Annotated in this window: 8 protein-coding genes; 1 reads left to right on the top strand and 7 read right to left on the bottom strand. The window is 39.0% G+C overall.

Going from position 1 to position 13,089, the window contains the following annotated elements:
• Nucleotides 1–145: 145 nt before the first annotated feature.
• From ACFOSE_RS00265 to eno, 6 genes are all read right to left on the bottom strand, one after another.
• The gene (locus tag ACFOSE_RS00265) at nucleotides 146–1,498 is read right to left on the bottom strand and encodes an Nramp family divalent metal transporter (protein ID WP_380429018.1); all 1,353 of its coding nucleotides are present in this window, start codon (nucleotides 1,496–1,498) and stop codon (nucleotides 146–148) included.
• A gap of 122 nt (nucleotides 1,499–1,620) precedes the next feature.
• Nucleotides 1,621–6,213: a glycoside hydrolase family 70 protein gene (locus tag ACFOSE_RS00260; RefSeq protein WP_380429015.1), complete on the bottom strand. Its 4,593-nt coding sequence runs from the start codon at nucleotides 6,211–6,213 to the stop codon at nucleotides 1,621–1,623.
• Nucleotides 6,214–6,504: 291 nt separating this feature from the next.
• On the bottom strand, nucleotides 6,505–7,098 hold the full coding sequence (locus ACFOSE_RS00255; RefSeq protein WP_380429012.1) for a restriction endonuclease subunit S: 594 nt from the start codon (nucleotides 7,096–7,098) through the stop codon (nucleotides 6,505–6,507).
• 153 nt (nucleotides 7,099–7,251) lie between these two features.
• Nucleotides 7,252–7,746, bottom strand: a complete 495-nt coding sequence (tpx, locus tag ACFOSE_RS00250; protein WP_380429010.1) for a thiol peroxidase — start codon at nucleotides 7,744–7,746, stop codon at nucleotides 7,252–7,254.
• Between the two features lie 69 nt (nucleotides 7,747–7,815).
• Nucleotides 7,816–8,580 (bottom strand): HAD hydrolase family protein, encoded by a 765-nt coding sequence (locus tag ACFOSE_RS00245; RefSeq protein ID WP_380429007.1) that lies wholly within the window; start codon nucleotides 8,578–8,580, stop codon nucleotides 7,816–7,818.
• A gap of 615 nt (nucleotides 8,581–9,195) precedes the next feature.
• On the bottom strand, nucleotides 9,196–10,497 hold the full coding sequence (gene eno / locus ACFOSE_RS00240) for a surface-displayed alpha-enolase (protein WP_380429005.1): 1,302 nt from the start codon (nucleotides 10,495–10,497) through the stop codon (nucleotides 9,196–9,198).
• 198 nt (nucleotides 10,498–10,695) lie between these two features.
• On the opposite strand from eno, the gene ACFOSE_RS00235 reads away from it, so the two are divergent.
• Nucleotides 10,696–11,148, top strand: coding sequence for a DUF1694 domain-containing protein (locus tag ACFOSE_RS00235; RefSeq protein ID WP_380429002.1), 453 nt, complete (start codon nucleotides 10,696–10,698; stop codon nucleotides 11,146–11,148).
• 517 nt (nucleotides 11,149–11,665) lie between these two features.
• Here ACFOSE_RS00235 and ACFOSE_RS00230 read toward each other — a convergent pair.
• Nucleotides 11,666–12,400, bottom strand: coding sequence for a PHP domain-containing protein (locus tag ACFOSE_RS00230; RefSeq protein WP_380429000.1), 735 nt, complete (start codon nucleotides 12,398–12,400; stop codon nucleotides 11,666–11,668).
• Between the last annotated feature and the right edge of the window lie 689 nt (nucleotides 12,401–13,089).

Below are 13,089 nucleotides of genomic sequence, written 5' to 3'. Positions count from 1 at the left end.
TCGATTTTATCGTCCTGACTTTTTCTGCATGATTGATCAAGGCCGCTATCACTTGATAAGGACTGCCAATCAATCCTTTCGTTGATCTGCTAAAGCTAGAGCAAAACAAAAAAGGCAGGACTTTGTCCCAGCCTCTTGAATGTGTTTAAAAAAGATCAATGATTAGTTTAATATTTAAAACAGTTAAAAGGATGGCAACTAGATAGGCCAGCACCGTATTCCACTTTGCGTTTCGGTATTTTCCCATCAATTTCTTACTGGAAGTAAAATAAATCAAAGGAAAAATAGAAAATGGTAAGGCAATTGAGAGAAAAACCTGTGAGTAAACAATCAGTTCATCCAACATCTTCTCCTGCTCTCCCCAAATAATAGTAACTACGATAACCGGGGTCAAAGCCATTATCCGAGTAAAAAGCCGAATAGCCCACTGAGGTAAGCGCATATGTAAGAATCCTTCCATCACAATTTGCCCCGTTAGGGTTCCTGTGATGGTTGAATTTTGACCACTAGCTAATAAAGCTATGGCAAAAAGGGTAGATAAGAGACCACTTGCAACACTACCAGCAATGGTCGGATCAGCCAGAGCATTATACATCTGGGCAAATGCACTAATCTTACTAGCATGACCATAAAAGAGACTGGCTCCCAAAATCAAGAGCAGAGAATTGACGATAAAGGCTATGGCTAGCTGAAGATTGGAATCCCATGTCATAAAGCGAACAGCCTTGTGAATGGACTCCGAATTCTCATAGTCAACCTGACGCGTCTGAGAAATAGATGAATGCAGATAGAGGTTATGAGGCATAACCGTAGCACCAACAATTCCTAAAGCCAAGGTTAACTTGCTATTACCACCTGTTTGGTGCAAATCAAATATTGATGCACTGGGTATAAAACCTTTAAGAATACCACTGATGCTAGGTTGTGAAATAACTGTTAAATAGACAAAAATCAGTAAAATCGTTAAAATCAAGGCCGAGACAATCGCTTCAATCTTACGAAAACCCATTTTCATCAGAGATAAGAGCAAGAAAACATCCAAGATGGTGATGAGAATCGAAAATAAGAGCGGCCAGCCAAACAGTAAGTGCAAAGCAATACCCGATCCAATAACCTCGGCTAAATCAGTTGCCATCAAGGCCAATTCAATAATAATAAATAAGATATAGCGCAACCAATTAGGCAGATAACTGGCTGTCGCCTGCGCTAGGTCTTTCCGAGCAACAATTCCCAACTTTCCTGCCATCTGTTGCAGTTGCATAGCCATCAAGGAAGAACTAAAGACAACAGCTAGTAGGAGATATCTATACGTTGCCCCACCAACAACACTGGTAATCCAGTTTCCAGGATCCATATACCCTACTGCTACCAAGGCACCCGGACCAATGAAAGCTCTCAAATTTTTCCAAAATGAATTGCTCTGGGGCACCCTAACAGTCTGATTCACCTCGCTAAGGGATCTCCTCTCACTTTCATTATTTGGATAAACAGTTTTCAAGAGAAAACCTCTTTTCTAAAGTTCTAAGCTAAATTTATTATAACACATTGTAAAAGGTTATAAGAAGAGAGTGGAACAAAAAAAGGCAGGACTTTTGTCCCAGCCTTCATTTTGGTTATACTTTAGACTGCTACACCGTCAGAATTGAAGTAATACCATCCGCCATCAATTCTTACATAACGATTTTTAACACGTTCACCAGAGTCGGCATCATAATAGTATCTCCGACCATTAATCGTCACCATTTTGCCTTTGACCTGTTGACCGGTTTCCTGATCAAAGTAGAGTTCTTGATTGTTAATCTTTTGCTCTCCCTTAACAGCTACACCGTTGGCGTCATAGTAGTACCATTGATTAGAGTTAGCAGTTTCTTCGGCAAAACGATTGGTCACCAAATCACCAGAATCAGCATCATAATAATATTTTCTGCCTTGAGCATCAGTAATACTTACTCCCTTGGCCTGTTGACCAGTCGTCTGATTGAAATAGAGATTTTGACCGTCAATTGTTTGATTTCCTTTAACCAAATAACCATTAGCATCTGCATAATACCAAACATTAGCACCTGTTGTGAAGAAACCATTTATTTTCATTGCCCCAGTCTTAGTATCGTAATACGAAATATGGCCGTCTTGATCTGTTACAAAATCACCTTTGACCTGAGCGCCTGAATCAGGATCAAAGTAAAGTGTCTGTCCGTTAACAACAATCTTGCCTTTGGCCTGCTTACCGGTTTCTTGGTCAAAATAATACCATTGGCCATTCATGTGACGGAAGCCCTTAGCAACATGACCGTTACTTCTTGCATAGTACCAATTATTGTCTCCTGTTGTAAAGAAACTATTAACCACCTTAGCACCTGAGTTGACATCGTAGTAAATAAGGTTGCCATCAACATCCGTACGGAAACCTTTAGTTTGAACAGAAGTTTCTTCATCAAAGTAGAGCACTGAACCGTTGATAGTTACTTCACCTTTTGCTGCTACACCATTCTCATCGAAATAGTACCAGTTACCGTCAATTTCAGCAAACTTATTTTTTGCCATATCTCCTGAATTTTCAGCAAAATAACGGCGATTTCCATCTTCATCGATAATCATCTTACCTTTGGCTTGGTAGCCATCTTGGTCGAAGTAATATGTTGCACCATCTATGGTCTTAAGCCCCACTGCCATTACATTATTTTCATCAAAATAGCGATAAACAAGTTGGTTAGGGTTGGTAGGATCTACTTGTGAATACCAGTTAGGTCCCGTAAAGAGCATACCGGTCTTACCGTAGTAATAACGATTTCCATCTTCATCTTCAACAATCGTATCTCGCAGTTGAACCCCGTTTGGTAAGAAGAAATAAGTTTTACCATCATCAGCTTTATAAGAACCCGTTACCATGTAGCCGTCTTGATTAAAGTAATAGTAATGACCACCTTCATAAACAAAGGACGATTGAGCCTTATTACCCGATGTTGAGTAATAGGTCATGCCAGTACCATCATAGTAAAAACCGGTCTTAGCATCTTGATTACCATTCAAAGCAGCTGGTAGGAATTCGCCCTTATCATTGACTGTGAAGTATTTGCCGCTTGCATTATCGCCTAGAACATAATCCGAACCCTTTTTAAGGATATTAGTACCATTAAAGTATTTAGCTTCCCAAATCTTAATCTTAGTAGAAGGATCAATCGGTTTACCTGTTGAAATCATGTCAACACTAAATATATTTGGATATTTAGCTTGGAGTTCATCGAGGAAGGCTCCACCGTACTGGGCTTGATAATCTTCACCACTGCTCTTGGTATTGGCAACATAGAGAGAATGATTGATTGTTGCATCAACGATTTCCTTACCGTAGCTATCAATACGCGTTGCTGTGACGACCTCTTCTCCTGGCAGCGAATAAATTTGGTCTGGAACCCAGTCTGCAATAGCCTGAATACCAGCTGCGTGAAGGGCTTTAAGGGCATTAGCCAAATCTTCTTTTGAACCATATTTATTGTTTTGACTCATTGCAAGGTCATAACGGTCATCGAAAGCATAGCCATTTTGAATAATAGAATCAATGAAGGTTCCATCATCAGTTGACACATACTGTGGTGCCATTTCAAACGATGTCACTCCCCATGCCTTAAAGAGGTCTGTATTTTCAGCAATACGTTTGTTAGTGTATTCAGAATCATTTGTCACAAAATCTTGGAAGTTTGAAAAACCTTCATAGATTAATTGTGAATCAAGAGCTTCTGATGCCTTATAAGTCAAATCATTCTCACCATTGGCTTGATTACTTGCTGCCACACGGATATCTTGACCAGCTTGAGCACCAACTGGAACCCAGACAGCCAAGTAACCACTCATATCAACTGTTGAGTAACCCTTGATTTCATCGGCCGTAAAGGTCAGATTACCATTTTCATCGGTATATTTAACGAGACTAGTATCAGCATCAGTTAGATAAGATTTCACACCATCTTGAGTTCCCAATAGTAATGGGCGGTAGGCTTGGTTGGCGTGAATAGCACCCATATTAACCGTGACTTTATCAGTAGATGAAAGTGACAAATCAGGATCATTACTTACCAGTGTCAGCATACCTGAAGTACGGCTGAGGTCAGTCCCTTCTGTATCATCAGCGGTCATAATGTCCTTACCATAGCGCACGGACGTCAACACACTCTTGTTAGAATCGGTATTCACAACAGCCATTGATTGACCACCTGAAACATAAGCAATGCGTGCCCGCATCAAGGTATCAATCGCATCATAGTACGGGGACTTAGTTGCCATATACTGACCGTCATCAGTATAGAGGTCACCGTAATAGACACGTGGCACAGATTCCATATTGCTGAGCAAGAGTGCATAGGCAGCAGGAATATTATAGTGTGTATAGGTCTTTTCAACCTTATTCATATCTTCATTATAGATCTTGAAGGCTTGCTTCAATTGATCCAAACTGAAGGTATAACCATCAGTTGTCGTATCAATTTCTTTAGCAATGATGGTTTGTACTTCACTATCATGTGCACGCACAAACGAATAGTTAGCTATTGTGTCTCCATAAACTGAATTGTTACCGCGTTCCTTATTGAGCGTATCTGTAATCAGGCTCTCCAAACCTTGTCGCTCATTTGTCTGTCTCGTCAAGGTCGACAGAGCTGCCAAACGGGAATAGTTGTCGATAGAGATAGCTGCCCCATTGGTGTCAATATTATATTGATTATCATTGTAACTCCAAGCTTCCAAAATAGAAATATGGGCCAGAGCATCTGCTTCTGATTTATTAACACCATAATAGTCTTGGAAATAGTTGGTATAGATTTGGAGAAGATCGGCATTAACATTATCGACAGCATCGACACGGACACCGTCAAAGTTGGCTTGATCATCTCCCATAACAATAGATCCCCAATTCATCAGATAGTGCAACTGATTGAGCATTTCAGCCTGAACAACAGGATTTGAGTTATCCACGTCATTGGACAGCAAAAATTCGTAACCACCTATAGGATTGCTATCAGCAAAATATTTCTGCTTACCAGTTTGATTGGTTGGAGTTCGGTTAAGCAGACGATAATCTGAGTTAGCCCATGGCGTTAAATCACTATTATTATAGAGCAAGGCACCATGCTGCAGGTGGTCATTGCGGTTAAGGTTTTCTGAATCAACATTCCATTGCGACTGTGTCTTCACAAAAGCTTGGATTGCTGAACGCAACCATTGGGTATTGTTTTCTGTACTGATACGTTGCTCAATTTGCGTTTGAACCAGCTGAGCCGCCTTATTCAGGGTCGTTTGACTAGTTTCCGTCGTGAAATCTTCATTACTAGCACCTAGATACTTGGTCATATAATTCAAGTAAGCAACTTGAGTATCCTTGCTTGGCCACCAGCTCATCAAGACTGGGCGCAGATCATCTTGGGTTGATGCTTCCCAAGTTTGACCATTTCTAAGGATGGAAGCTGGGCGATACCAGCTATTAGCCGTTAGATAGCCATCGACCAATTCAAAGCTGGCTTCACTTGAATCATAAGCCTTGTTATGGCTGGTAAAATCATCTACAAGATTCGTTAATCCTTGTGAGAAAGAATAAGTTGATGTGCTTGAAAGTGCGCCTGTTTCAGCGTCAAAATAAAGCATTTGTCCATCAATGGTGATAGCAAAATTCTTCTTATAGCTGCCATCTGGTTGAACATAATAGTACTTACCATCAACCAATTTGACATTATCAAGAGATAGGGCTGCTTGTTTTTCTTGATCAGTTAGATCAGCCACTTGGGTATCGTCTGCTGTTACTACAGCAGCAGTATCTTGACGCTCAGCAGACTTGTTTTCTGAATTTGTTACATCTTCTTTATTTGTGTTAGCAGATGCTTCAGTTGCCGATTGTTCTACTGTTTCCGAGTTCGTCACGGTATCTTGAGAACCTGCTTGTGCTGTTTGTTCTGAAGTAGCTGTCTGAGACTGTTCTACAGTCGCCGAACTATCCGCAGTCGCATTTGAGTTTGCTGCTGAATTAGTTTCACCAGCAGTTATCTCTTCTTGACCACCACTATCATCAACTGTAGATGACTGAGCATTGGTATCAACCGCTATGCTTTCATCTGCTGATACACTTGTTCCACCAACACCAATAACTGTCGCTAGACCAGCAACGGCAACGGCAATTGTCACCCATTGCTTCTTAACTTTGTGTAGTTTGTAACGTAATTTTCTTTCCATTGAAAAATACTCTCCCCTCAATTTGAGAATTAAAATCATTTAGTTAAAAGTGATTACTTTTAACTAGGAAATATGATAGCATTTTTGTTTTACAAACTAAGTATTTCAGATGTCATTTCTTTTGTTAAATATTTCAAGTTAGTAACATTGCAATCCCTTGTCTTTCATGGCATTGTCAAGACACTCGCTTTCATTTTTCATTATTTTATCATATGATTTCTGAAAGCGACTTTCACATTCTTAGTTAGAGAAAAAAGAAGCTCTTTTTAGAGCTTCTCCTTTCATGGATAATCAATATAAATTTTTTTCAACATCCTGCTTAATGTGTTCCCACTCTTGTTGAGCTCTGGTTATTTTTCTTTGATAATCCGCCAGGCCCTTGCTAGCATACTGGATAAGGTAATTCTGCTTAATAGCCGGTAAATGAGGGACGGGAATTTCTAAAAGTTGCTCGGTGGAAATATTAAGAACTGACTTGCCATTATCAGCCGTATCTAAGAGTGCTTGTCCCAACTCGGATTCTAAGAAAAGTTTGAGATAGAAACCACTGATATCAGCGGTTGGGCGTAAAACCGTTATATTAGATGAAGCAACAATCGGAAAAGACTGCTCCTCAAAAACAGCTATTTTTTTCACTGTTCCCTTGGAAGCAACTAATACGTCTCCTGTTTCCAATAGGTATTTAGCTAGTTTGGTCTCCTCATCCTTAAAGGTCTTGAGCTGACTGTAGTCAATACCAAATTCTGTAATATCAGATAAATTGATATAGCTGATTCCACCAGGCTCTGCCTTACTTGAAACAGCCTTACCTTTAAAAGCTCTCACTATCTGACTCAAAGGTAATTTAACAACTGAATTAGCAAGATAATCTTCAATAAGCGACATGGATTTCCTCTCCTCCTTTACTCATCTTTCTAATAAATATCAAAACATGAAATAAATCTTTTCTGCCCTATCATACCTTAATTTCCTCAGAAAAGCAAAAAGTAATAAAATACCCTATAAATTAGCTTTTTCTAACTCATAGGGTTTTTATTTTTATAGAGCCTTTACAGCTGCAAGTGCTGCGTCGTAATCAGGTTCCGAATTGATATTTTTTAAATACTCGGTATAAACCACCTTATTATTTTCATCCAGAACGAGGACGGCACGCGCTAATAGGTGCCATTCTTCCATCAGAACACCATAGGTCCTACCAAAACTATTATTGTAGTAGTCCGACAGCATCACAGCATCTTCAAGCCCTTGAGCCCCGCACCAGCGTCTTTGAGCGAAGGGTAAATCAGCAGAAATGGTGATGACCAGAGTATCAGCTAGTTCTGATAATTCCTGATTAAACGTACGGGTTTGTGTTGAGCAGATACCCGTGTCAATAGAAGGAACAATACTAAGGACTTTCTTTTTAGCCGCAAAATCGGATAGGCTTTTCTTAGTCAGGTCTGTTGTTGTCAAGGTAAAGTCATGAGCTAAGTCCCCAACTTGTAATTGCTTATCACTAGCAACCGTAACAGGTTTTCCTAAAAATGTTGGCATACTATTACCTCCCCAATAATTATATACCAACATCATAACTTAATTGCCTGAAAAATTCTAAAACTTTGTTTATTTTCCTTGAAATTCTTGGAACAATTCAGCAATCTTAGTTGCAACCAATTGACTATCAGCATCCACTTGTTCATCCGCATAGGGTTTCAAGTAAGTAAAACCACCGATTTGAATACTATATAGGGCTAGCTTAAACATCTCAATATCATTTTTATCATTTCCAAAGGCTATGAAGGGCTCCTCAAAAATTTCCGAGATAGTTGAAGCCTTGCTGACCCGACAAGGATTGAGGTAAAGACATTTCTCTTCTTCATGATAGGAGAGATCGATTATATCTGTCGATTTGATATGATAGGAAAGATCTGCTAGTAACTCTTCGTGATTCCCCATATAGATAACCATTTTAATAGGGTGTTCCAACTGATCAGCAGGAACTTTTTCAGCCAAATTCAGAGGATCTACACTTTCTATGAAGGGAAAATATTCTTCATTATCTGACGCATAATTAAAAGTATTATCTACAAAATAGGGCAAATTATAGGTCTGACAATAACTTAAGACATCGTGATAAGCTTCCTTATCAAGATTGTACTCCAAAATCAGTTGGCCTTCTTCATAGACCAGACCACCATTGAGACCTATTACTCGTTTTTGAGCAAGGTCATCACCCAACATGTCAACACAATCCCTATAGGATCTTGCTGACGCAAAGCTGACTTCATGTCCAAAGTCTTCAGCGCTAAGTAAGACTTCTTTGATTTTACCGTCTATGCTGAAGCGATCGAAAGACAGTGTTCCGTCTAAATCGAATATAAAGTTCATTAGCCATCTCCTAGTAATTGTTATATATAATTATATCAAAAAAACAAACCGAAACCTAGCTTAAATAGAGAATGTTCTAATTATGGTTTTTTTTATTTATTATTATAGAAAATTATGGTTCTGGGGTTAACTACAGTATTGTCTTTGCAGATTATTCTACCGCCGCCTTCTTTGCACCACGTATTGCCAGCCAAATTGGCGAAGCTAATAAAGGGAATTGTAGTCAGACCTTCTATAGCTTCATCACCCTTACCCTCCTTGGCTTAATTCTTAATTTTATTTACATGACTTACAGCAAAAAGAAGTTAGTTAACTAAACATTAAAATCTAAAAAAACCACCAAAGGTGGTTCCTTTTATAATATTTGGGCTTCCAAAATCATTACTGAAATTATGATAGATCCCTTGGACAAGACTTCTGGTACCATCCTAACTCCTTAAGAAATCGGCAAAACAACTATTAAGCATCTCAGTTTATAATTTTAAAACCATTTGAAATACATCTTATTAATAGGCCGTAGTCAAAAAACATTTACTTCTTGTCTGACTAAAAGGAGCTGTTAGAAAAATTCTAACAGCTCTTAGTAGTAAGTAGCAAGTCAGCGACTAAAACTCCTTATTTTTTAAGGTTATAGAATGAGTTCAAACCTTTGTATTCTGCAACTTCACCAAGTTGATCTTCGATACGAAGCAATTGGTTGTATTTAGCAATACGATCTGTACGTGACAATGAACCTGTCTTGATTTGACCAGCGTTAGTTGCAACTGCGATATCAGCGATTGTTGAATCTTCAGTTTCACCTGAACGGTGAGAAACAACTGCAGTGTAACCAGCTTCTTTAGCCATCTCAATAGCTTCAAAAGTTTCAGTCAAAGTACCGATTTGGTTAACTTTAATAAGGATTGAGTTAGCAGCATCTTCTTTAATACCACGTGCAAGGTAATCAGTATTTGTAACAAAGAAGTCGTCACCAACCAATTGAACACGGTCACCAAGACGTTCAGTGAGAGCTTTCCAACCATCCCAGTCGTTTTCGTCCATTGCATCTTCAATTGTGATGATTGGGTATTTGTTTACCAAACTTTCGATGTAATCAATTTGTTCTGCAGCAGTACGTTTAGCACCTTTTTCACCTTCGAATTTAGAGTAGTCGTAAACACCATTTTCGTAGAATTCTGAAGAAGCACAGTCGAAACCAAGCATGATGCCGTTTTCACCAGCTTCATAACCTGCTGTTTCGATAGCTTTGAGGATAGTTTCTACACCATCTTCAATACCGTCAAAACGAGGTGCGAATCCGCCTTCGTCACCAACAGCTGTTTCAAGTCCACGTTCTTTAAGGATTTTCTTAAGAGCATGGAAAACTTCAGCACCCCAACGAAGAGCTTCTTTGAATGTAGGTGCGCCGACTGGCATGATCATAAATTCTTGGAAAGCGATTGGAGCATCTGAGTGAGATCCACCATTGATGATGTTCATCATTGGAGTTGGAAGCACTTTAGTGTTGAATCCACCAAGGTAGTTGTAAAGAGGCACTTCAAGGAAGTCAGCAGCTGCGCGTGCAACAGCAATTGACACACCAAGGATAGCGTTTGCACCAAGTTTACCTTTGTTTGGAGTACCATCAAGAGCGATCATAGCGCGGTCAATAGCTTGTTGGTCGCGTACATCGTAACCGATGATAGCATCTGCGATGATATTGTTTACGTTGTCAACCGCTTTTTGAGTACCAAGACCGTTGTAACGAGATTTGTCACCATCACGAAGCTCAACCGCTTCGTGCTCACCAGTGGAAGCTCCTGAAGGAACCATACCACGTCCGAAAGCACCTGATTCAGTATAAACTTCTACTTCAAGTGTGGGGTTACCGCGTGAGTCAAGGACTTCGCGTGCGTAAACATCAGTAATAATTGACATTACAATACTCTCCTTATGAGTTTTTAATTTTTACACTTTCATGATACCACAATCTTTGTTAATAATCAAACAAGAACCTGAATGTAGCGGGGGGTTTTTATCTGGTTGTGAAGAGGGAGATCTTGATTTTAATTACATTTTCCTTTTTTGGTCTCTGCTGCTCCTTATGGTAAAATAGAATAACGAGGTATATTATTTATGGATAAATTAGAAAAAAAGTTAATGACTGCAGCTTCTGGTGAAACCAGACCAAATCCAGATGAAATGCGCCACTATCTTGGAACCTTCCGAGAGCGAGTTCTTCTGACCGTAGATAAGAATATGGGGAATCGTGATGATGTCCAGGCAGCCTTTCCCCAAATTTTAGAAGATCTTAAAGCTAAATATGGCGCTATCAAAATAAAATCCTGTCCCAACCTATGCCAGAGCAATCAGATACTCTATATGAAGATGGCTCAGCAGGCTGGTGTCAGCTATACTAATGTGAATGAAAAGACTGATAATCCTTTTGATCTCATCGTCCATACCGATACTGCCGTCAACCATGAAGAAACCGATATTTTCAAGGTCTATCCTTCTTATTTTGAAAAGGAAAAAACTGATTCTACTAAAAAAGAAGGTTTTTGGAAGAAACTTTTAAAAAATAGATAATAGTAGCCCTAGATTAGTGATAAATCTGGGGTTGTTTTATTCATAGCTTATCTTGAATTGTTTCATCAATTTTATTGAAGGTTCCAGGCCTGTGTAGTAAAATGTTGCAAGACCGATAGCTGCTCAGTAAGACTAGATGTATATTTAAGACTGTCTCTAAATCTTCATAAAAAGGAAAAATGCGCATAAAGTAGAAAAAGAAAGATATACTTTCACACTCTCTAAACTTCCAAATCAGACTGACTAGGTACAAATAAGGGTGTCTGTCTGCACCTAATCTGATTTTCCAACCAAGTCTGAGTCAATATAAGACATATTCTCCAAAATTTGAAAGTCTCCCCCTTCCTATTGGTCAACAATGGTATCTCTTTGACCTTAGTCAGAAAACAATGAATAACTTCTGGGGACCTTCCGTAGCGCGCAATCAAAAACAAGACCGATAGCAATCAGCAAAAATAAGGAACAGCAGAAAATTTTTACTTTTTTAATTGATTCACTTTATTTCCTAATCACTTCATTATATGATTTCTTCTGGTTTGATACCATATTTGTTCAAAATTATCTGAATACGGTCAAATTCAAGGCGGAAATGCTCTCGTTTATGACCATCTGATCCGATTGAGTACTTGTGACAACCGAGTTGCTTAACCAAATCAAGTGCATACAGATAGAGGTCCTCATGATGATAGAGATACATGGACTTGCTGTTGAGCTCAAAGGCAAGGTTGTAGTCTATCATTTTTTGAAAAATACGCAAGAGCTGTGGCTCATAAGCCTTAAGTTCATCCACCGTCACATCAAACAGACGAAAACCATAGTCAAAATGAGCCAAGACATCCGCTTCCACGCGCCCGATAGCATATTCTAGCGCATCCAGATACTCTTGGATAATGGCTTCCTTGTCCATCCCAGCGACCTCATCATCCAGATAATCGTTGGTCCCATTGTGATGGACGGAGAGCAGTTTCAAATCATAGATCTTATCGGCTAGGAAGCTGATAAGATCAGCTTCTCGGGGCTGATAGTAGCCGATTTCAATGCCGCGCTTGATGCGTTTGCCGTATCTAGCAGTCAGCTCTGCTATTTCCTTAGAATAAGCCTCATAATCCGGCACATCATCCCGTCCTGTATAGGGGTTGGACAGATCATAATGCTCAGTCGTGACGATCTCACCATCATAGTGAGTCAAATAGTCCTCAAAGCTGGCGTCGGAATCGTAGGAAAAATGGGTGTGTAAATGGTTGTCGCGCATAACAATAACAGCCTCCTAAAATGTCTATAAATCAAAGAAAGAGCTTAAATGGTCAGGATAGCTTTCACAAAATCAATGCTTTTTCGACTTTAATTATTTGAGAGAGAGCTGAGAGCAAAACAGCCTCTCTCCTACGAAAAGAATGAAATTATAAAAGCAAAAGTTTTTTCTTCCATTTTACCAAAAAGGAGGGGAAAGGAAAAACTTCTTTTTATTTGGATTAAGAGGTTTTATAGAAAAGATGTCATCTTTTTAATGATCAAATAACAGTATTATTTGATATACCAAAAGAAGATACCGTGCCATTTCAATATAAGAATAAAAATCAGTCCATTTCTTGCTTGTTTTTGCTTTAATTTTCACTTTTACGGCTTTACCATTATTTCTAATCAGTGCTTTTATTTTTTCTCTCTTCATCAGTGACTAAAGGTAGAGCCCAATAAATGGTTTCTCTACCTTATTGCGCTCAAATTTAATATTAATTATTGATCTGATTATCCTTATCACTAGTATTGCCCAACTCAGAAGTCCTCATTATCTGATTAATGGCTACGCTCAAAGACTTAGTATTCACCGCTCTTTGCGGGACTACCAGTTAATTACCTATATTAGAGAAGTAAGTATTTCCTTCAATTCCAGCCCATTTACTTTTTATCAATTACAAACAATGGGCAATTTCAAAACAAGAG

Source organism: Streptococcus dentapri (assembly GCF_042649885.1).
Taxonomy (GTDB): Bacteria; Bacillota; Bacilli; order Lactobacillales; family Streptococcaceae; genus Streptococcus; species Streptococcus dentapri.
This window is presented reverse-complemented; position numbering and strand designations above follow the sequence as displayed.

Excerpts from the sequence above, each read along its gene's own strand:
- ACFOSE_RS00245 (WP_380429007.1), bottom strand. The coding sequence starts at position 8,580 with ATGAACTTTATATTCGATTTAGACGGAACACTGTCTTTCGATCGCTTC.
- tpx (WP_380429010.1), bottom strand. The coding sequence starts at position 7,746 with ATGCCAACATTTTTAGGAAAACCTGTTACGGTTGCTAGTGATAAGCAA.
- ACFOSE_RS00255 (WP_380429012.1), bottom strand. The coding sequence starts at position 7,098 with ATGTCGCTTATTGAAGATTATCTTGCTAATTCAGTTGTTAAATTACCT.
- ACFOSE_RS00235 (WP_380429002.1), top strand. The coding sequence starts at position 10,696 with ATGGATAAATTAGAAAAAAAGTTAATGACTGCAGCTTCTGGTGAAACC.
- ACFOSE_RS00230 (WP_380429000.1), bottom strand. The coding sequence starts at position 12,400 with ATGCGCGACAACCATTTACACACCCATTTTTCCTACGATTCCGACGCC.
- eno (WP_380429005.1), bottom strand. The coding sequence starts at position 10,497 with ATGTCAATTATTACTGATGTTTACGCACGCGAAGTCCTTGACTCACGC.
- ACFOSE_RS00260 (WP_380429015.1), bottom strand. The coding sequence starts at position 6,213 with ATGGAAAGAAAATTACGTTACAAACTACACAAAGTTAAGAAGCAATGG.